Source organism: Acidobacteriota bacterium (assembly GCA_020853395.1).
In the GTDB taxonomy this organism is placed as follows: domain Bacteria; phylum Acidobacteriota; class Vicinamibacteria; order Vicinamibacterales; family SCN-69-37; genus JADYYY01.
The window spans coordinates 242420-262525 of record JADYYY010000007.1 but is presented as its reverse complement, the minus strand read 5'-3'; the positions used below and the strand labels follow the sequence as shown (position 1 = coordinate 262525).

18 protein-coding genes are annotated in these 20106 nt (G+C 68.3%); 11 read left to right on the top strand and 7 right to left on the bottom strand.

All coding sequences use genetic code 11. The annotated features are described in order from the left end of the window. Window positions 1-145 precede the first annotated feature (145 nt). From IT184_06935 to IT184_06905, 7 genes are all read left to right on the top strand, one after another. On the top strand, window positions 146-790 hold the full coding sequence (locus IT184_06935; GenBank protein ID MCC7008535.1) for a c-type cytochrome: 645 nt from the start codon (window positions 146-148) through the stop codon (window positions 788-790). A gap of 127 nt (window positions 791-917) precedes the next feature. After that, on the top strand, window positions 918-1634 hold the full coding sequence (locus tag IT184_06930; GenBank protein MCC7008534.1) for a cytochrome c oxidase subunit II: 717 nt from the start codon (window positions 918-920) through the stop codon (window positions 1632-1634). Beyond that, the gene (locus IT184_06925) at window positions 1631-3391 is read left to right on the top strand and encodes a cbb3-type cytochrome c oxidase subunit I (GenBank protein ID MCC7008533.1); all 1761 of its coding nucleotides are present in this window, start codon (window positions 1631-1633) and stop codon (window positions 3389-3391) included. Before IT184_06930 ends, IT184_06925 begins: the two co-directional genes overlap by 4 nt. A gap of 69 nt (window positions 3392-3460) precedes the next feature. Then, window positions 3461-4000 carry a cytochrome c oxidase subunit 3 gene (locus IT184_06920; GenBank protein ID MCC7008532.1) on the top strand — a complete coding sequence of 180 codons (540 nt, stop codon included), beginning with the start codon at window positions 3461-3463 and terminating at the stop codon, window positions 3998-4000. A 5-nt stretch (window positions 4001-4005) separates the two neighbouring features. Beyond that, window positions 4006-4371 (top strand): cytochrome C oxidase subunit IV family protein, encoded by a 366-nt coding sequence (locus tag IT184_06915; protein ID MCC7008531.1) that lies wholly within the window; start codon window positions 4006-4008, stop codon window positions 4369-4371. 2 nt (window positions 4372-4373) lie between these two features. Next, window positions 4374-4943 carry a cytochrome c oxidase subunit 3 gene (locus IT184_06910; protein MCC7008530.1) on the top strand — a complete coding sequence of 190 codons (570 nt, stop codon included), beginning with the start codon at window positions 4374-4376 and terminating at the stop codon, window positions 4941-4943. 8 nt (window positions 4944-4951) lie between these two features. After that, window positions 4952-5146 carry a hypothetical protein gene (locus tag IT184_06905; GenBank protein MCC7008529.1) on the top strand — a complete coding sequence of 65 codons (195 nt, stop codon included), beginning with the start codon at window positions 4952-4954 and terminating at the stop codon, window positions 5144-5146. Between the two features lie 176 nt (window positions 5147-5322). On the opposite strand, the gene IT184_06900 is transcribed toward IT184_06905, so the two are convergent. Further along, window positions 5323-5739 (bottom strand): four helix bundle protein, encoded by a 417-nt coding sequence (locus tag IT184_06900; GenBank protein ID MCC7008528.1) that lies wholly within the window; start codon window positions 5737-5739, stop codon window positions 5323-5325. Window positions 5740-6204: 465 nt separating this feature from the next. Between IT184_06900 and IT184_06895 the strand changes: the two genes are divergently transcribed. The 3 genes from IT184_06895 to IT184_06885 all read left to right on the top strand — a co-directional run bounded on the left by IT184_06895 (window position 6205) and on the right by IT184_06885 (window position 9609). Further along, window positions 6205-7335, top strand: coding sequence for a DegT/DnrJ/EryC1/StrS family aminotransferase (locus IT184_06895; GenBank protein ID MCC7008527.1), 1131 nt, complete (start codon window positions 6205-6207; stop codon window positions 7333-7335). Next, complete coding sequence (locus IT184_06890) at window positions 7335-8402, top strand: Gfo/Idh/MocA family oxidoreductase (protein MCC7008526.1); 1068 nt, start codon at window positions 7335-7337, stop codon at window positions 8400-8402. The genes IT184_06895 and IT184_06890 overlap by 1 nt, the downstream gene beginning before the upstream one ends. A gap of 175 nt (window positions 8403-8577) precedes the next feature. Continuing rightward, window positions 8578-9609 (top strand): sugar phosphate isomerase/epimerase, encoded by a 1032-nt coding sequence (locus IT184_06885; GenBank protein ID MCC7008525.1) that lies wholly within the window; start codon window positions 8578-8580, stop codon window positions 9607-9609. Between the two features lie 13 nt (window positions 9610-9622). Here the strand turns inward: IT184_06885 and IT184_06880 are convergent, their stop codons facing one another. The 6 genes from IT184_06880 to IT184_06855 all read right to left on the bottom strand — a co-directional run bounded on the left by IT184_06880 (window position 9623) and on the right by IT184_06855 (window position 18216). Then, on the bottom strand, window positions 9623-10969 hold the full coding sequence (locus tag IT184_06880) for a Gfo/Idh/MocA family oxidoreductase (protein ID MCC7008524.1): 1347 nt from the start codon (window positions 10967-10969) through the stop codon (window positions 9623-9625). A 699-nt stretch (window positions 10970-11668) separates the two neighbouring features. Next, entirely contained in the window at window positions 11669-12424 is a 756-nt protein-coding gene (locus IT184_06875; GenBank protein ID MCC7008523.1) for a DUF1080 domain-containing protein, read from the bottom strand. A gap of 54 nt (window positions 12425-12478) precedes the next feature. Next, window positions 12479-13654 carry an aldose 1-epimerase gene (locus tag IT184_06870; protein ID MCC7008522.1) on the bottom strand — a complete coding sequence of 392 codons (1176 nt, stop codon included), beginning with the start codon at window positions 13652-13654 and terminating at the stop codon, window positions 12479-12481. Window positions 13655-13726: 72 nt separating this feature from the next. Then, the gene (locus IT184_06865) at window positions 13727-14455 is read right to left on the bottom strand and encodes an RraA family protein (protein ID MCC7008521.1); all 729 of its coding nucleotides are present in this window, start codon (window positions 14453-14455) and stop codon (window positions 13727-13729) included. A gap of 10 nt (window positions 14456-14465) precedes the next feature. Then, window positions 14466-16784, bottom strand: coding sequence for a PQQ-binding-like beta-propeller repeat protein (locus tag IT184_06860; GenBank protein MCC7008520.1), 2319 nt, complete (start codon window positions 16782-16784; stop codon window positions 14466-14468). Between the two features lie 109 nt (window positions 16785-16893). Further along, window positions 16894-18216 (bottom strand): amidohydrolase/deacetylase family metallohydrolase, encoded by a 1323-nt coding sequence (locus IT184_06855; GenBank protein ID MCC7008519.1) that lies wholly within the window; start codon window positions 18214-18216, stop codon window positions 16894-16896. Between the two features lie 180 nt (window positions 18217-18396). Between IT184_06855 and IT184_06850 the strand changes: the two genes are divergently transcribed. Next, on the top strand, window positions 18397-20088 hold the full coding sequence (locus tag IT184_06850; GenBank protein ID MCC7008518.1) for an aminotransferase class V-fold PLP-dependent enzyme: 1692 nt from the start codon (window positions 18397-18399) through the stop codon (window positions 20086-20088). Window positions 20089-20106: the final 18 nt, after the last annotated feature.

Genomic DNA, 20106 nt, shown 5'->3' with positions numbered 1-20106 from the left:
TGGCAAAATCCACAGCGTTCTCGTGATTTCTCCGGTCGGCCCTCGCGGTCGGCCGGCGGACGCAAGGTCGAGCCGTTGTGCGCAGAGGGCCGCCACTGGCGAATCCTTTGCAGGCGCGACGGCAGCCATAGGTGAAGAGATCGAGATGAGCGTGTCCACTCTTCGTTTGTACGCCGTCCTCGGCCTGCTCGGCGGTGCGGTGGCCGGAGCCGGCTGTAGTGTGGCGCAGGGCGCAACCGCGTCGGGCGAGCAACTGTACCGCGCGTGCGCGAGCTGCCATGGCGAGGCCGGCGCGGGCGACGCGACGTTTGGCGCGCCTCGGATCGCGGCGATGCCTCGCTGGTACGTCGCATCGCAGTTGCAGCGCTTCAAGGCCGGCACTCGCGGCAGGCACTTCGACGATGCCGAAGGGCTGAGGATGCGGGCGATGGCGATGCAGATGGGGACGCAGGCGGAGATCGACGCCGTGGCGTCCTACGTGGCGTCGCTGCCGGCCGGGACCTCGCCGGCCGCCGTCGCCGGCGCGGATCCGGCCGTCGGCCAGACGAAGTTCGCCGTGTGCGCCGCGTGCCACGGGCCGAAGGGCGAAGGCAACGAGGCGTTGAACGCGCCGCCGCTCGCCGGCATGGACGACTGGTACGTCGCCCGTCAGCTCAGGAAGTTCCAGAGCGGCGTCCGCGGCGCCGTCAAGGACGACCCGATCGGCGCGCAGATGGCCGGCATGGCCCTGACGGTGCAGCCGGCCGAGGTCGACAGCGTGGCGGCCTACGTGCACGCGTTGCCGAGGTAGGGGGAAACGGATGGCAAGTGGTGAGTACGATCCGAAGGCCATTGCCCGGCAGGTGTTCGTCGCCACGGTCTGGGGCGCGATCGCGTTCACCGTGGCGTCCTATTTCCTGATTTACTGAGGACCTCCCGTGATCTCCTGGTTCGTTCCGCAGGCCTCCACGTTCGCTGCCGACGTGGATTCGCTCATCTTCCTGATTCTCGTCATCGTCGGCGCCTGGTTCCTGCTGGCCGAGGCGGTGCTGTTCTGGCTGATCCTGCGGTTCCGCAAACGTGAGGGCGTCAGGTCCAAGTACGTGACCGGCGACGTGAAGAGCGAGAAGCGCTGGGTCTCGTATCCGCACTACGCCGTGCTGGTCTTCGACGTGGTCATCGTCGTTGCTGCGCTGCGGGTGTGGAACGACGTGAAGGTCACCGACCCCGTGCCGGAGGAGACCGTGCGCGTCGTCTCGCAGCAGTGGGCCTGGACGTTCGTGCACGCCGGGCCGGACGGGCGGCTCGACACGGCCGATGACATCAAGACGGTCGACGATCTCTACGTGCAGCAGAACCGCACCTATCGGTTCGAGCTGCACTCGAAGGACGTGCTGCACAGCTTCTCGGTGCCGGCGTTCCGCCTCAAGCAGGACGCCGTGCCGGGCCGGATGATCGCGGGGTGGTTCAAGCCGACGCTCGCCGGGGACTTCGACATCCAGTGCGCGGAGATCTGCGGCATCGGCCACGGGTTGATGCCGGCCCGCATCCACGTGCAGACCGCGACCGCGCACCAGGAATGGCTGCGTGAGCACGGCGTGATGCCGGCGCTCGCCGCCAATACCGGCGCCGCCGGGCAGGGAGGGGCGCGATGAGCCACGAACACGCGGCGGCGCACGAGCCGTCGGGCCTGCTGAAGTACGTGTGGTCGACCGACCACAAGATGATCGCCTTCCAGTACCTGTTCACCGGGATGGCGATGGCGCTCATCGGCGGGTTCACCGTCTACGTGTTCCGGATGCAGCTCGCGTTCCCTGGGGAGGCCGTGCCGCTGTTCGGACGGGTCTCGGCGTCCTCGTACAACGCGCTCGTGACGTCGCACGGCAGCATCATGATCTTCTGGGTCGCGATGCCCGTGCTGATCGCGGCGTTCGGCAACTACCTGATTCCGCTGATGGTCGGCTGCGACGACATGGCCTTTCCCAAGGTCAACCGCCTGTCGTTCCAGATCTTCTTCCTCAGCGCCGTGCTGCTGACCGCGTCGTTCTTCGTGCCGGGCGGCGCGTTCGGCGGGGCCTGGACCGCGTACCCGCCGCTCTCGACGAGCGGCGTCTACAACCAGACGCCCATCGGGGCCACGATGTGGCTCGTCGCCGTGGCGCTCGAGTTCGTGGCGTTCCTGCTCGGCGGCATCAACTTCATCACGACGACGATGAACTCGCGCGCGCCGGGGATGCGCATGTTCGACATCCCGATCGTCGTCTGGATGATCGTGATCGCGAGCGTGCTCTTCATGGCGTCGGTCGGCCCGCTGGTCGCGGGCGCCGTGATGCTGCTCTTCGACCAGGTCATCGGGACCGGCTTCTACGATCCGGCGCGCGGGGGCGATCCCGTGCTCTGGCAGCACCTCTTCTGGTTCTTCGGGCACCCCGAGGTCTACGTCGTGCTGCTGCCCGCCATGGGGATCGTGGCCGAGGTGATGGCCGTGCACGCCCGCAAGCGGCTCTTCGCCTACCGCACCATCGTCTACACGGCGGTGGCGACCTCGATCATCTCGTTCTTCGTGTGGGCGCACCACCAGTTCGTGGCCGGCATCGACCCGCGCATGGCGAGCCTTTTCAGCGTCACGACGCTCATCATCTCGATCCCGGTCGCGGAGATGGTGTTCGTCTACATCGCGACGCTCTACGGTGGCGCGATCTCGCTGACGACGCCGATGCTGTGGGCGCTGGCGTTCCTCGTCGAGTTCCTGTGGGGCGGCGTCACCGGGATCTTCCTGGGTGCGGCCGGGTCGGACATCTACTTCCACGACACCTACTTCGTGACCGCCCACTTCCATTACACGTTCTTCCCGATCGCCTTCATCGCGGGCTTTGCCGGGATCACGCACTGGTTCCCGAAGATGTTCGGCCGCATGATGGACGAGCGGCTGGGCAAGATTCACTTCTGGGGAACGATTATCTCGTTCAACCTGATCTTCCTGCCGCTGTTCATCACGGGCGCGGCCGGAGACCATCGGCGGATCTTCGACTACTCCGGCTTCCCGGATCTGAACCTGCCGTACCTGCAGAACCTGCGCATCATGGCCACCTACGCGCTGCTGGCGATGATCGCGTTCCAGGTCGTCTTCTTCTACAACTTCGCCCGGAGCCTGCGTGGCGGAGCCGTGGCCGGGGCGAATCCCTGGAAGGCGACGACGCTCGAGTGGCTGGCGGCGTCGCCGCCGCCGCACGGCAACTTCCCGGTGATGCCGACCGTGTACCGCGGGCCGTACGAGTACGGCGTGCCGGATCGCGCCGACGATTTCTGGCCCCAGTACGAGCCGGCGGGTCCCGCTGGTCAGGAGCCGCGGCTCGGCGCGGCGGGTCACGGGCCGGCGCCAAGCGGTGCGATGGCCGCGCCGGAACGCTAGCCGCGCTTTTCAAACGAGGACTTCCGGGTGACGACGACTTCGACTCCACTCGCTACGCAGCGACGGGCCATGGACCTGCCCACCGGACGCCTCGGCGTCTGGTGGGTCATCGCCTCCGAGATCGTGATCTTCGGCGGCCTGCTCGCGTCCTACGTCATGAACCGCATCGGGCACGTAGGTTTCGGCGATCAGGCGGCGCACACGAACGTCTGGGCAGGCGGCTTCAACACCTTCGTCCTGCTGACGTCGAGCCTGTCCGCCGTGCTCGCGCACGCGGCCGCCGAGCGCGGCGACGGCGCGCGCGCGGCCAAGCTGCTGCGCTACACGACGCTCGGTGGTGCCGTGTTCCTCGTCGTGAAGGGGTTCGAGTGGACGCATGAGATCCAGGCCGGCTTCACGATCACGTCGAGCCTGTTCTGGTCGTTCTACTACACGGCGGCCGGCCTGCACGCCGCGCACGTGATCGCCGGCATGGTGATCATGCTGATCGTCGCGGCCTCGGCGGCGCGGAACCAGCACCTGCAGCGCGTCGAGAACATCGGGATCTACTGGCACTTCGTGGACCTGGTCTGGATCTTCCTCTTCCCGCTGCTGTACATCGCGAAGTAGGCATCATGGCGCACGACGCACACGCATCCGCTCACGCGGCCCACGCCGGCCACGATCAGCACTACGTCAAGGTCTGGGCGCTGCTCTGCGCCCTGCTGGTCGTCAGCATCGTCGGGCCGATGTTCGGGATTCGGCTGGTGACGCTCATCACCGCCTTCGGCATCGCCATCGTCAAGGCCTATCTGGTGGCGAAGAACTTCATGCACGTGAACATCGAGGGCCGGTGGGTCGCGTACCTGCTCATCGGGATGGTCGCGTTCATGGTCGTCCTCTTCTGGGGCGTCGCGCCGGACGTCATGGAGCACCAGGGACAGCGTTGGCAGAAGCTCTACACGGAGCCGGCCCACACCGCGCCAGCGCACGCCGAGTAACCGTGCGAGCCGCCATGGCCGCGCGGCGCGAGGTGATTCCGGCGAGCGTGCTCGGAACGCTGTTGTTCATCGGCGCCGAGATCATGTTCTTCGCCGGATTGATCAGCGCGTTCACGATCTCGCGCGCCGGGGCCCGCCCGGGCGTCTGGAGCATCCCGACCGAGCCGCTCCTGCCGGTGACCGGCACGCTCATCAACACGGCGGCGCTCGTCGCGAGCGGCGGGTTGACGGTCGCCGCAGGCCGGCAGTTTGCGCGCCGGTCGCCGGCCGCGTCGCGTACGCTCGGCGTCGCCTGGCTGCTCGGGGCTGCGTTCGTGGGCCTGCAGGGCCGCGAGTGGGTGGGCCTGCTCAGCCAGGGCATGACGATGTTCTCGAGCCGGCTGGGCGCCTTCTTCTACCTCATCGTCGGGGCGCACGGCCTGCACGCCGTGGGCGCGCTCATCGCGCTCGGGCTCGCCTGGCGACGGCTGCGGCGGGGCACGTTGACGCCGGGGTTCTTCCTCGGGGCACAGACGTTCTGGTACTTCGTCGTCGGCCTGTGGCCGATCATCTACGCGCGGGTATACTTCTAGGGAACTCCATGCGCGCCGCCCTCCTCGCGCTGCTGCTCGTCGCGCTCACGCCCGCGTTGGCGCTCGCGTGCCCCGTCTGCGGCGTCGCCGGGACCCGCGACAACTGGCAAGCCTACCTCTCCATGAGCGCCATGCTCTCCATCCTGCCGTTGAGCTTCATCGGCGGGATCGGGTTGTGGATCTACTTCAAGACACGACAGTAGTAAGACCACGGGTACGACTGGTACGTCGGGTACGACGGGCGACAGGAACGAGCTGACGCTGGCCGGCTTCTGCTCGGGTCCGATAGGTGCGACTCGTACGTCAGGTGGCAGGAACGACAAGGCGGTCGCCAGATGTTCGTCTGGTGTGAGGTGCGGCGAGAGCGGAGTGGTGCGATTCACGTGTTCGAAGGGGCGTCGCGCGTTCTGGTGGGGCGTGGTTTGGGATGGGTGGCCTGACGTTGGCTCTGTTTCAGCCGGACGAGGGCGACGAGGCAGCGTCGGGCCAGGCGGAGGGCGGGCAGGCAGGTCTGCCGGTCGAAGAACCGAAGGTCGATGCCGTCGACGAGCCGCCCCTCCGCCTCTCCGAGCGAGCCGATCGCGTAGTCGAGGAACCGGCTGAATTCGGCGGGTGAGTATCGAAGGAAACCTTCCACGACATCCTTCGAGACGGCAGTCGCCGCGTTGAACAGTTGCGTGCGGTAGTGGACGTCCTGGCGCGCGGCCTGGCTGGCCAGCACGATATTGATGACCTCCTGCTTGAATTCATCGGCGAGCTGCCACGCGATCAGATCTCGATAGCTCCGGACGCCCACGCGGCGTCCTCGATGCACGGGCCGTGCCGCTCGCCGACAGACGACGCACGCATCATCCGCGCACGGGAGATTGAAGCAACCTCGTACTGCGATTCGATCCAGATCGCAGTGTCTGCACCACGACCCTGGCCTCCGCTGCGGACCAGCCGCCTGAATCACGCGGCTGGTCCGGCAAGAAGCACGTCAGCGCGCTCCTCTCCTCTGTCGATCTGCCGTACTTTTCCGCGCGTCCGTCGCACCGGTCGCACCCGTCGTACCCGGGAAAAGATGACCCGCGTCAGCCCGTTCCTCTCGCCCGTCGTACCTGTCGTACCGGTCGCACCCGTCGTACCCGGGAAAAGATGACCCGCGTCAGTCCGTTCCTCTCGCCTGTCGTACCCGTCGCACCGGTCGTACCTGTCGTACCCGTCCTGGTATAGACTCAAACATTTCCGGAGTCGTCGGGCACGGCCCGAGAGCAGGAGAATGCGGATGCAGGTCGGTTTCTACGGACACGTGCGGCAGTACACCAACATCAAGCAGGAGATCGACGCCAATATCCAGCGCGTCATCGAGAGCGGCGAGTACGTCCAGGGGCCCATGCTCAAGCAGTTCGAGAAGGAGCTCGCGGACTTCCACGGCATGCGGCACGCGATTGGGACCGGCAACGGCACCGACTCCATCTGGCTGACGCTGATGGCGCTGGGCATCGGCCAGGGCGACGAGGTCATCACCCATCCCAACACGTTCTTCGCGACCGCCGAGGCGATCTGGATCGCCGGGGCGACGGCCGTGTTCGTCGACTGCGATCCGCTGACCAAGTGCATCGACCCGGCGAAGATCGAGGCCGCCATCACGCCGAAGACGAAGGCGATCGTCCCCGTCCACTTGTACGGCCAATGCGCCGACATGCCGGCCATCCGGAGGATCGCCGACAAGCATCACCTCAAGGTGATCGAGGACAACGCGCAGGCGATCGACGCCGCGGGCGACACGTTCACGATCGGCGAGCTGAGCGACGCCGTGTCGGTCAGCTTCATCATCCAAAAGAACCTTGGGACGTTCGGCGACGGCGGAGCCGTGATCACCAACAACGCGGATATCGACGCCAAGGTCCGCAAGCTGCGCAACCACGGATCGGCCAAGCGCAACGTCCACAGCTTCGGGTTCAACAGCCGGCTCGACGACCTCCACGCCGGCGTGCTCAGCGCCAAGCTGAAGCACATCCATGCGTGGAATGACCAGCGCATCCAGTGGGCGGCGCGGTACACCGCCGGGTTGAAGGGCGCCTCGCACATCACGCTGCCGCACGCGCGGCACGGCTATCGGCACGTCTTCCACCTCTACGCCGTCGAGACGAAGAATCCGGCGCACCGCGGCCAGTTGGTGGACTTCCTCGTGGCCCACGGGGTCGATGCGAAGACGCACTACTCGATCGCCATCCACGAGCAGGAGGGCTATCCCTGGGGCAAGGGCGCCCGCATCGTCGGCTCGGTGGAGCACGCCGAGCGGAACGCGGCGTCGTGCGTCAGCCTGCCGATGTTCCCCGAGCTGAAGGCCGAAGAGGTCGACTACGTGATCGCGAAGGTTCTCGAGTGGGACAAGGCGGCGAAGTAATGGCGCGCTATCGCGTCGTCGTCGTCGGGATGGGCAAACGCGGCGTGCACCACGCGCAGGCGTTTGCCCGCAATCCGCATTTCGAGCTGGTCGGGCTGTGCGACATCGATCGGGCGAAGCTCGATGCGGCCGCCGCGAAGCTCGCGGGGCCGCGCACGAGCACGGATGCCGCGGTGCTGGCGCGCGAAACGAAGCCGGACGTGTTCTGCTTCTGTACGCTGCCGAACCTGCGCCTGCCGCTCGTCCAGATCGGCATCGAGAGCGGCGCGCGGCTCATCGCGTTCGAGAAGCCGGTCGCGATGACGAGCCTCGAGGCGCTCGCGATGAAGAGCGCGCTCGATCGGGCTGGCGTCAAGGCGGTGGTGAGCCATCAGCACCGCTACGGCGACCACTACCGGAAGGTCAAGGAGATCATCGCGAGCGGAGCGATCGGCCGCGTCTACACGGTCTACGGCACGGCCACGGGCTGGGCGGCGCACATGCTCAGCCACCTCATCGACTACACCTGCTGGTTCAACGACTACCAGCCGGCCGAATGGGCGATGGGACAGGCGGCCGGACGCGGCAAGCTCGCCGACATCCACGCGTCGCCCGACTACGTCGCCGGCGTCGTGCATTTCGGCAATGGCGTGCGCGGCGTGTACGACTGCGGCGCCGGCGCGCCGGACGTTCCCGAGGTTCCGTACTGGTGGCGCAAGGCCCGGATCGGCGCGCAGGGGACCGAGGGGTACGCCGAAGTGCACACCGGCAGCGGCTGGCGCGCCGTCACGAAGGACGGCGTGCTCTCAGGTCCCGGCGGCATGGACTACGACCACGACATGGCGCCGTACGTTCAGGAAATGGCGGACTGGCTCGACGACGAGAACAGGCCACATCCGGCGAGCTTCGATCGCGCCTTTCAAGGGTTCGAGATCATGGCGGCGTTGTACCGGTCGGCGGCGCTCGGTGGACAGGTCGCGCTGCCGCTAGCCGGCGGCATGGACGAGCTCGAGACCCTGCGCGCCCGCGTTCCGGCCGGCAAGGTCCTCATGACGCTCGACGAGAGCGCCAAGGAGTACAAGGAGTAGCGCTCCGCGATCCGTAGGCGCGACGCGGCGCGGCGCATCTCGGGCGGCGCTACGGCACGGTGCCGTCATGACACGTCCGGCGGGCAAGTTCGGCTGATACACTCCGCGGGGAATGGCCGCCGGACGGCGGCCTGCGTCGCGGCGATCGACGATGCGCCGGCCACGTTGGGGAGTCATGACACCACGCGCGACCCGTCGTCAGTTCCTCACATCATCGGTGGGCGCGGTCATCGGCGCCGGCGCGGCACAGGCGGTGAGCGCGCGGGCGACCGTCGACGCCCCCCGCGCCGCCGCGCCGTTCACGACGGTTCTCCGGATCGCGATGATCCAGGAACGCCCGACGCCCCAGTCGCTCGCCGATGCCAAGGCTGCCGGCTTCGACGGCATCGAGAGCCGCATCGTGCCGCCTGCCGAGGCCGAAGAGGTCCGTAAGGCGGCCGAGTCGATCGGGCTCCGCATCCACTCCGTGCTTCGCGGATCGGCGGCGTTCAACAGCCAGGATCGGAGCCAGGTCGATCAGAGCTACGCCGTGACCGAAGATGCGCTGCGGTCGGCCGCGGCGCTCGGCGCCGACGCCGTGCTGCTCGTGCCGTGCCGTGTGGACGCTCACACGCCGGGCGGCAGCGGACAGAAGGGCGGCCTGCTCATGCCCAGGCCGTGGGAGTTCCAGATCGAGTTCGACGAGCGGACGGGACACGTCCGCCGCGTCGTCGCCGGCGACAACGCGCCGTACTCGGAGTACATCCGCGCGCAGAACCACGCGGTCGATGCGTCGGTGCCGCTCGTCGCGCGCCTCATCCCGCTCGCCGAGCGGCTGCGCGTCGTGATCGCGCTCGAGAACGTGTGGAACAACCTCTGGCCGAGCCCGGCGTACTTCCAACACTTCGTCGCCTCGTTCCAGAGCCCGTGGGTGCGCGCGTACTACGACATCGGCAACCACGTGAAGTACAGCCGGCCTGAAGAGTGGATCCTCACGCTCGGGCCGTTGCTCGCGAAGGTACACGTCAAGGACTATTGGCTCGACCCGGCTGATCCCGACGGCCAGGGCAGGTTCGTGAACCTGCGTGAGGGCAGCGTGCGATGGCCGATCGTCAGGACGGCGCTCGACCAGGTCGGCTACAACGGCTGGATGACGATCGAAGCGCCGATCGACCTCACGCTCGCCGAGCAGGCTGCCCGGCTGTCGCTGATACGCGACGGCAAGTGACGGTCGGCGACGTTCAGCCGAGGATGTCGCGCCAGCCGCTGCGGTACTCGCGCCGAATGAACCGCTCGGCCTCCGGCGCGTTCGTCGCGCGCATGCGCCCCTTGTCCCACTCGATCTTCCTGCCGACCCTGAGCGCGACGTTGCCGAGATGGTTGGCTTCGGTCAGCCAGCCAGAGTACTGGAAATCCGCCGAGGTCGGCTTGCCGGTCTTGCAGGCATCGATCCACTCGGCGTAATGTCCCGGCGATTTCTCGATCGTCTGCGGCGGTCGCACGAAGCCGGCGAACGCGTGCTCCGGCAGCAGCACGTGCTTCGAGTGGTCGGAGAGCACCATGCCCTTGCTGCCGACGAAGAGGCAGCCGCTCGGCCATTGCGGGATCCGGCCCTCGGCCCAGACTTGCGGCTTCATCTCGCCCTGGTAGAACGTGAGCGTGACCGGCGGCAGATCGCCTCGCGCGCCGTACTCGTAGGTGGCGCTCATCGTCGCGGGCGCCAGGTCCGGGTGCCGCATCGCCGTCGACGCCTCGACGGTGAGCGGCGCGTCGAGTTCCAGCGCCCAGAAGGGCAAGTCGTTCCAGTGGCTCCCCAGATCGCTCATGGTCCCGCTGCCGAAATCCCACCAGCGGTACCACTTCGGACCAGGCACGTACACCGAGTTGAAGGGTCGCGCCGGTGCGGGGCCAAGCCACAGATCCCAGTCGAGATCGGCCGGTGCAGGCTCAGGGCCGGGCCGTTCGGCGACGAACACGACGTCCTTGTTGCGCTCGGCCGCCTCGCGGCTCTGTAGACCCCACGATCGGCCGACCCAGACGTGCACCTCGCGCACGGGGCCGATGGCGCCGCTCCGCACCAGCTCCACCACGCGCCGGTAGTTGTCGCCGGCGTGGATCTGGATGCCCATCTGCGTCGCGACCTTGGCCGTGGCCGCCTTCTCGCGCACGCGGCGCGTCTCCCAGATGTTGTAGGCGAGCGGCTTCTCGCAGTAGACGTGCTTGCCGTGCTCGAGCGCCAGCATCGTCGCGAACGCGTGCGTGTGCTCACAGGTGCTGACCACCGCGGCGTCGAACCCGCGCGCGTCGTCGAACACCTTGCGGAGATCGGCGTAGCGTTTCGCGGCAGGGAACGCGGCGGCGGCCTGATCGAGGGCCGTCCGGTTCACGTCGCAGAGCGCGACGATGTTCTCGGACGCGACGCCCTTGAGGTTCGCGGCGCCCCGGCCGCCGGCGCCGATGATCGCGATGTCGAGCTTGTCGTTCAGCCCCCGGCCGCGCAGGATTGCCGGGGCGGCGGCCAGACCCACCGCCGAAAGCGTTCCGCCGACGAACTCACGCCGGGTGATGACGCGACGCCGTTCGATCATGGGAGGCCTCCGTCAGAGGGCAGCATAAGACAACCCGCGGCCACAGAGTCGCGAATCGCACGCGTCGGGCCACCTACGCGGACAACCCGCGAAAGTGCTTGACGCAGCGCCGCCGCAGGCATTCCAATCGGGATCGAAACGCGCGCACGAAGTCCGGCGATGGACAGCCGAGCTCCGCGCCGCACAGCAAGGCCGCGCGGCCGCCAGACTGGGGGCAGCCTCGCGGGAAAGGCTCCTCAGCCAATGAAACCAGGACGATGGACGTGTGCCGGCCTCGTCGGCATCCTGATGGTGCTGCCTGACGTCAACTGGACGCCGTCGCACCCCGTATCCGCACCCTCCGCCCGAGCCGCCACGCGCGTCACGCCGCGCGACCCCGCGCCAAGGAATCGAACGCCGTCGTCGCCGCCCGCGACGGCCGACGCTCACGACCCCACTCCGGACCGTCCATAGCGGAATCTACATCGCGGCGCTCCACGGCGGCGCGGTCTGCCGGCGTTACACCGAACACTCGATCCCGCACACCTCGGCCGGAACCCACCCGCGATCCGGCTGTCAGAGCAAAGCTGACCTGCGTCAGTTCGTTCCTTGGACCTGTCGTACCCGTCGTATCTGTCGTACCCGAACGAAGTTGACCCGCGCCAGTTCGTTCCTCGTACCCGCCGTACCCGCCGTTCCTGTCGTACCAGTCGTACCCGTCTACGGCATTTCCTTCACGTAGATGTTGCGGTACTGGAGCAGGGCGGGAATGCCGCTGTAGATGCCGTCCGGTCCCTTCGGGCCGCCGTGGTGCTGGAGGCCGATCGGGCCCTCGGCCGGCAGATCCGGCAGCGTCCACTTCGGGATCACGGTCTGTCCGTTGAGCTGGCACATGACCGTGTTGCCGACCACCGTGATGTGGAACGTGTTCCACTCGCCGATGTTCTTGTCCGCGTTCATCCGCGGCGTTGCGTTGCGGCGCATCTCCGGCGTCGACTTCGCGTCCGTGCGGTACCCGTACATCTCGCCCGATCCCACCGGCCAGTTCCAGATGTTGAACTGCGCCTTGCCGAATCCGCGCGGGACGATGCCGGAATCGGAGTCCGGGACCGCCATGTTGATCTCCTTGCCGTCGGCGTTCTTCTTGTTCGTGCCGTCCGGCATGACGATCTTCATGTTCTTGTTGATGTAGACGACTTCCTTGATCCGCCAGTCGACCATCAGCTCGAAGTTCTTGTACGACTTGACCGTCCAGAGGTTCTTGTCCTTGGCTTCGCTGCTGGCGTCGTAGTCGATCACTCCGCCGACGACCTTCCAGTGACCGCCGTCGCCCTCGGGGATCTTCCAGCCGGTCAGGTCCTTGCCGTTGAAAATGGAGACGAAGCCCGCAGGCGGCGCGCTCTGGGCGAGCGGGGTGGCGACGAGGCCGAGCGCGACGACGAGGCCAGCCGCGAACAGGGATGCGGTCACTCTCATGGGTCCTCCCTCGAGTTCTGGAAGCTCGCATTCTACAGGAAACGACCGGCTCCGCTAGAAGCCGCGCGGTGTGATCCAGAAGCTCTCGTCCCAGACGCCGCCCGGCGGGATGCTCTGCAGATCCCTGTAAAGCCCGCGATGGGCCAGGTTCATCGCATCCGTGATGCCGGCCATCGGTTCGATCGCGATGCTGCCGCGCGCTTCGGCGGGCGAGCCTGTCGCACCCCGGCCGCCGAGTGGCGGCGTGTAGACGACGACGGTCCGGAACTTCGGACCGAGCGCGACGTCGATCGCCTGCCGCACGCCGGAGAGCGTCATGGTGGCGCGTCCGTCCGCGTCGCGCACGAGATCGCTGAAGACGTCGTCGAGCGCCACGCCGGCGAGCGGCACGCGGGCGGGCGCCGGCAGCAGGCGCTCGATCGGCTCGTTTTCGCCCGTCGGGATCTTTCGGTCGTCGAGCCGCCAGTGCGTGCGCGCCGCGAGCGAGAGCGTCCACGCGTCGCGCGCCGAGTCGGTGAGCTGGCAGTACGGATGGAACCCGATCGTCACCGGCAGCGGCTCCTGGCTCAGGTTCTCGATTCTCGTGCGCACTTCCAGCCGGCCGTCCGACAGCCGATACGTCATCGTCAGGACGTGGGCGAACGGGAACTGCTTCATGTATCGGGGATTGCGGAAGAACTCGAGCCGGCTCGTGACCCACGCGCCGCTGGCGCCGGCGTTGGCCTCGACGACCTTCCAGTCGCGCGCGCTCGTCAGGTATCCATGGATCGGGATCGCGCCGCGCCCGGTGTTGCCGATCCCTGGATCGAACGAGTACTTCGTGCCGTTCGCGTAGAACGCCTGCTCATCGAGCCGGTTCGCGAACGGCCAGAGCAGCGGCACGCCGTTCAGCCCGGGGCTCGCGCGCAACTGGTCGAGCGACGCGAACGGCTTGCGCAGGATGTCCTGGCCTTTGACGACGATCTCGTAGGCGTTGCTGACCGGCGTCAGCACCGACACCTTCACGTCGGCCCGCGCGTCGCGCAGTTCGACGATGTCACCGATCTGGCGCGCCGTGTAGCGCGGCGACTGCGCCGTCGCCTGCACCGCGAGATACAGCACGACGACGACGGCGAGCGCGAACGGCGATCCGCGTGGACGGCTCATGGCGTGCAGTGGGCACATCATCGCACTCCCGCGCATGATCGATCCACCGCCGCTCGTGCCGATGACGACCGTCCGCCCCGTCACGTGGAATGCGCTCCTCGAGGCGCTGCGGCTGGTGCGGAGGTTTGGGTCGACTGCGGGTCGGTCGGTGAGCGTTCAGATTCTGTTGAACGTCTCGATCGCCTTCTGCAGCGACTTGAACCTGCGGATGAACGGGAACATGCCGGATTCGCGGGCGTCGATATCTTGGGCGGCCTTGAGCACCTCGGCCGCGCGTTCCTGGGGTACGACGACCACGCCGTCCTCGTCGCCGACGATGATGTCGCCGGGCCGAACGGTGATGCCGCCGCATTCGACCGGCACATCGCGGGCGACCGTGGCGTAGTGGCCCACCGCCGTGCGCGGCGACACCGAGCGCGCGAAGACCGTCAGGCCCATGCGCCGGATGTCCCAGACGTCGCGGATGGCGCCGTCGAGGACGACGCCCGCCATGCCGCGCGCCTTGGCGCCGGTGGCCATCAGGTTGCCCATCGCCGCGATGTCGAGCGTGCCCTCCATCACGATCACGCCGACGTCGCCGACGCGCGCGTTGTCGATCATCTCGACCGAGTGCTTCGTCGCGAGCGCCGGCGTGGCCTGCTCGGGCGGGGCGGGCCTGACGAGCGCCGTCACGGCCCGCCCCACGATCGACGTGCCGTTCACCAGCTTCATGTCGTGCCCCATCGCGCCGTTGCGGCCGGTCACGATCTCGACCGCGTCCGACACGGACGCCGGGTACGTCTTCTTGAACCCGGCGATGAGCGGATCGGTCTGGGCCAGCGGCCGGTGTACCGTGACTGCGAGCGCGAGGACGACGACGATGAAGACGGTGAACGATCTCAGCATGATGGCGATCTCACTTCGACGGCAGCGCGAAGGCGATGTAGCCGCGCGGCGCATCCGGCGCGAGGGTCGGGGCCTCGCCGCCGCGTCCGCCCCCGTTTCGGCCGCCGCCGGGCTGGGCGACGACGACGAGGTACTGCTTGCCCTTGGCTTGATAGACGGCCGGCACGCCGCGCGATCCGGCGGGTGTCGTCCCGGTCCACAGCACCTTGCCGGTCTCCTCGTCGTAGGCGCGTACCTTGCCGTCGCCGTCGGCGAGAAACACGAGGCCGGCCTTGGTGGGCATGATGCCGGTGCGCAGGCCGACCGCGCCGGTGTTGGCCGGGCCGCCGCGCGCGACGGTCTGCGGGTCATCGCCGACCGGCACCTGCCACTTGATCGTGCCGGTATTGAGGTCGTACGCCGTGAGTCGCGAGTACGGCGGGCTGGTCGATGTTCCCATGACGTTGTAGCCGGTCGCGAAGCGCATTGCCGGCGCCTCGACGCCGGCAGGATACGCGGCGTTGCCGCCCGTCGGCCCGCGGCCGCCGAATTCCGGCCGGGTGTCGGGCGCGAGCGCGGGTGTCGGCACGCCGCCTGAGGCGACGACCGGTCCGGGCGGGAACACGACGTTCGCGCCGCCGCGTCCGAAGCCGCCGCCGCGGCCCGCGCCGGCCGAGAGGAACTGAATGACCGCCGCGAGCTCGAGATCCGTGATGCCCGGCACCGGCCTCATCTGGCCGCCGCCCGACGTGACCATCGTCCGGATCACATCGTCGGCGACGCGCGTCGTCACGCCGGTGAGGTTCGGCACGCCGGGGAGCGGGTTCTGGAGGTTCTGGCCGTGGCAGGCCGCGCAGTACTGCGCATAGGCCTGCGCGCCGGCCTGGTTGCCGAACCCGCCGCGCCCGGCCGCGCCCGCGTCCTTCACGTTGACGAGCTTCAGGATCGCGACCTCGTCGATGCCGAGCACGAAGACGAGGCCCTTGTCGGGATCGGCGGCGGTCGTGCCCCAGTTGGAGCCGCCCTGATTGCCTGGCATCGAGATGGAGTCCTCGCCGACCGCGGGCGGGATGAAGATGCCGCCCTGCGGGCCGGTGCCGTTGCGCGCCTTCAAGACCCGCTCGCGCAGCTCGGCCTGCTGCTCGGGCGTGAGGAGCCACTTGTTGATGTCGTCGGCCGTGAAGCTCTGCCGCGCGAACGGCTCGGGCTTCGTCGGGAACGGCTGGGTCGGCCACGACTGCTCGCCGGGCACGTCGCTCTTCGGCACGGCGCGCTCCTCGATGGGCCAGAGCGGCTCGCCCGTGACGCGATTGAAGACGTACAGGAAGCCCGTCTTGCCGGCGTGCGCCACGGCGTCGATGCGGCGGCCGTTCTGTCGCACGGTGACGAGCTGAGGCGCCGACACGTTGTCGAGATCCCAGAGGTCGTGGTGGATCGTCTGGAAGTGCCACAGGCGCTTGCCGGTCTTGAGATCGAGCGCGATGAGGCAGTTGCCGAAGAGGTTCTGACCGGCGCGGTCGGCGCCGTAGAAGTCGTAGGTCGGCGAGCCGGTCGGGAAGTACCCGATGCCGCGCTCCTCGTCGATCGCGATCTCGCCCCAGGTGTTCGCGCCGCCGACGTACTTGTAGGCATCCTTCGGCCACGTCTCGTAGCCGAACTCGCCCGGCTCCGGGACGGTGTGGAACTGCCAGAGCCGTTTGCCCGTGACCACGTCGAACGCGCGGAGATCGCCCGGCGGCGAGATCCAGGCCTCGCCCGTCGCCGAGCCGAGGATGATCGTGTTCTTGTAGACCTTGCCGGGATTGGGCACGCGGAAGCCGATGCCGGCATTGCGCAGACCCTCCCGCAGGTCCACGTACCCGTTGGTGCCGAAGCTCGTGATCGACTTGCCGGTGCGGGCGTCGATCTCCTGGAGGAACGGGCCGGGCGTGGTCGTGAAAATCAGCCGCTTGTCTTTCCCGTCCTCGCTCTGCCAGTAGTTCACGCCGCGCACCGACAGGCCGGGGATGTTCTCGTGAATCCAGATCTCCTTGCCGGTGGTCGGGTCGAGCGCGATGAGCGAGCTGTTCCGGCCGCTGACGAACATCATGTCGTCGGCGACGATCGGGTTGAAGCCGGTGGTGCCGTGCGGATAGAACCAGGCGACCTGCAACTGGTTCACGTTGGACTTGTTGATCTGATCGAGCGCGGAAAAGTGCGAGCTGTCGGGGCCGCCGAGATTGTCCCACCACCAGTTGGTGGATCGGGCGGCCGTGAGCGCGCCGCCGGCGGCCATCGCGGTGAGCGCGACGGCGGCGACGGCGAACGTCACGTGGCTTCGCTGTCGAGAAGACGAAGTGCGATCGGACATCGATGACTCCTGGAACGACACGATAGGGATGGATGACGACACGAACGAACGAGCGAACGAACGGACGGTGATGAGACGACGGGCGCGAGCGAGACGGAGGGCGTGGGCATCAGCGCGCCGGCGGCGGAGTGGCGGGCGAACCGGCCGGTGACGCGGCCGGAAACGACAGCCCGGCACCGGGCGCCGGCAGCGGCGCCTGAGGATCGAAGGCGTCCTTCGCCCGCGCGTTCGCGTCCCAGACGGCCGTCCCGTCGCGCAGCGTGATCTCACACGCGAACCGGCGCGTGCCGGCCACGCGCGCGTTGACCTGATCGTAGAAGCCGAACTGCCCGTCCTCGACGCGGAGCACGGCGACGTCGGCCGGTGCGCCGACCGAGAGATGCCCGAGCGTGTCGCGCTTGATCTCCCGCGCGGGATTCCAGGTCGCGCGGACGAGCACGTCCTCGACCGACAGACCGAGCGCCAGGAACTTGCTCATGACGTCGAGCAGGTCCTTCATGCCCGACTGCGAGCTCGACGTGTGCAGGTCGGTCGAGATCGAATCGGGCAGCAGCCCCGCCTCGACCATCGGCACCGCCGCGCTCCACCGGAAGCTTCCCCCGCCGTGGCCCACGTCGAGGACGATGCCGCGCTTGCGTCCTTCGATGAACGCGGCGCTGGGCCCCCGCGTCGCGGCGTCCTGCTCGCCGCGGACGCCGCCGTACATGTGCGTGTAGATGTCTCCCGGCCGGAAGTACTTCGTGAAGAGCTCCATGATGCTCCGGCCGTTCCGGACGTTGCCGCCGAAGTCCACCATGACGGGCACGTTCGCCATGCGGCCGGCCGCTTCGGCCCGCTCGTACGGCGTCCACCCTGGGCCGTTGTAGTGCGCGCTCTTGATGCCGACAACGAGGTCTTTGTACTTCTGGGCCATGTCGGCCGTCGCCTGCGCGTCCATGTCCTCGACGTTCTGCTCGAGCTGCCCCTCGCGCATGCCGACGCCGACGATGTTGAGGAACGCGAGGACGCGCGTCTTCGACCGATCGATCACGCGGCGTTTGAAGTCCTCGAAGCTGCGCCACCCCGAGCTGCCCGCGTCGACCATGGTCGTGGTGCACGTGCGCAGGCCGTAGTTGTCCGGCCAGACGCTCAGGTCGCCGCCCGCGTAGGTCGCGGTCTTCTCGCCGGTGAACACGTGGACGTGGATGTCGATCAGGCCGGGCGCGACGTACAGGCCGCGCGCGTCCACGGTGCGCGCCGCCCGCGCGGCCGGGATGTTCTCGGCGATCGCCGCGATCGTTCGACCTTTGATGGCGACGTCGCGGATCGCGCTGAGCGAGCTGCGGCCGTCCACGACGTGGCCGCCTTTGAGCAGTAGATCGTAGGCTGGCTGCTGGGCGCTCGTCGCCGGCCCCAGCGCAAGACCGAGCAGGCACACGGCGACACGTCTCATTCAGCCATTCCCGGAAGAGGAGCGGATGGTAACACACTGGCATCGGGACATCGGGTATCGGGACATCGGGGCATCGCGCTGCGGGGCATCGGGAGATCGGCCATGCCGACGCGCGATGCTGACGATTGACAAACCCAGGCCGAGGTGTTTTTCTTGTCGCTCCCGCCAGAGGAGGCGTGCATGTCCACCCCGGACTCTTGGGTGCCGAAGTCCCTGCGACAGTTGAACCGGCGGCAGCTCTTCGGATGGGCGGGCCTGGCCGGCGGCATGGGGTGGTTCGCCGGTCGCAATCCCGCGGCGGCCGCAACGATGCCGGGGGCGATGGACCAGGCCGCGCAGAAGATCGGCGGGAGCACCATCGCGGCGGCGCCGAACGTCTACGAAGCCATCGGCGTGCGGCCGTTCGTCAACTGCCGCGGCACGCTCACCGTGCTGGGCGGCAACATCGAGCTGCCCGAAGTGCAGGCGGCGAAGACGCGGGCCAACCTCCAGCACGCGCAGCTCGACGAGGTGATGCACGCCGTGGGGCAGCGGCTGGCTGAGCTCACCGGCGCCGAGTGGGGCATGGTGAGCGCCGGCTGCGCGGCGGCGATGTCGCACGCGACGGCCGCGTGCGTCGCGGGCGGCAATCCGGACCGGCACGTTCGCATCCCGAACCTCGAGGGATTCGCGAAGGACGAGGTGATCATCCCGGGCAGCTCGCGCAACGTCTACGACGCGGCCATTCGCGCGGTGGGCGTGCGGATCGTCGAGGTCGACACGCCGGACGAGCTCGAACGGGCGATCGGCCCGCGGACCGCGATGATCTACATCTTCGCGAAGCCGGAGAACGAGAGCGGGCCCATGGGCACCGAGGCCATCGCGGCCGTCGCGAAGCGCCACGACGTGCCGGTGCTCGTCGACGCGGCAGCCGAAGTGCTGACGATCCCGAACCTCCACCTCCAGCGCGGCGCCACGCTCGTCGCGTACAGCGGCGGCAAGTTCATCCGCGGGCCGCAGAGCGCCGGCTTGCTGCTCGGCCGCAAGGACCTCGTGCAGGCGGCCTGGGTGCACAGCGCGCCGCACCACGGCTATGCGCGCGCGATGAAGGTCGGCCGCGAGGAGATGATCGGGATGCTCGTGGCCGTCGAGAGCTGGGCGGCGCGCGATCACGAGGCGCAGTGGCGCGACTGGATCGCCCGGTGCCGGTTCATCGCCGATCGCGTGTCGACCATCGCCGGCGTCACGACGAACCTTCGCACCGAGCCCGGCGGCCGGAGCAACCGCAGCCCGCAGCTCACCGTGCGCTGGGAAGCGCAGAAGCTGGGCCTCACCGGGGCCGACGTGGTGCAACTGCTCGACAGCACCGATCCGCGCATCCTGCTCAGCGCGAGCGGCGGCAACGGCGGGCGTGGCGGCGGCCCACCGCTCGCCGGCGACACCGGCATCGCGCTCGTGCCGTCGACGATGGCGCCCGGCGACGAGAAGATCGTCGCCGATCGGCTCGCGGCCGTGCTGTCGGCGGCCCACACGCTGAAGCCGCCAGCGCCGGTGCTGCCTCCTGCCGGCGATCTGACCGGCGTCTGGGACGTCCAGATCAAGTACGTCGCGAGCGCCTCGACGCACACCATCTCCGTGTTCCAGAACAACGGCCGCCTGACCGGAGTCCATCAGGGCGACTTCCAGAGCCGCGACCTCACCGGGACGGTGAGCGGCGACGCCGTGGCGTTCGGCAGCACCGTGACCGAGCGGCACGGGGATTCGCTCAGCTACCGGTTCACGGGCACGCTCGCAGGTGACGCGATGTCGGGCGCGCTCGACATGGGCGAGTACCTCAAGGCGACCTGGACCGCGAAACGCCGCGCGTCCGGCAGTGCCCGCTCTGCCGGATAGCATCCATTTTCGAGGCCC